The sequence below is a fragment of the Streptococcus suis genome, from assembly GCF_002964575.1.
Classification (GTDB): domain Bacteria; phylum Bacillota; class Bacilli; order Lactobacillales; family Streptococcaceae; genus Streptococcus; species Streptococcus suis_R.
Map to the genome: position 1 here is coordinate 1 of NZ_POQQ01000100.1, position 272 is coordinate 272.

At 37.1% G+C, this 272-nt stretch carries 1 protein-coding gene; it reads right to left on the reverse strand.

Annotated elements, in window-relative coordinates:
• On the reverse strand, positions 1–258 hold a 258-nt coding region (locus C1E58_RS11920; RefSeq protein WP_153055844.1), incomplete at its 3' end, for a methyltransferase.
• Positions 259–272: the final 14 nt, after the last annotated feature.

Genomic DNA, 272 nt, shown 5'->3' on the forward strand with positions numbered 1-272 from the left:
AATCAGTGTTGTCTTGGTGCTAAACACCTTAGCAAGTGTCAAACCAATTGGTCCATAACCACAACCAACATCCAACACCGATGCCCCTTTTTCAAAATGAAGGGTTTTTAAAAGCACTTGACTACCATAATCAACCATCTTCTTGCTAAAAACACCTGCATCTGTCATGAAAGACATTGGGGTGTCTAGTAAGTTTACGTGGATTTCATGAATATCATGTGCTACTGTAGGATTTTTTTCGTAATACATATTGGACATGTACTTATTATAAC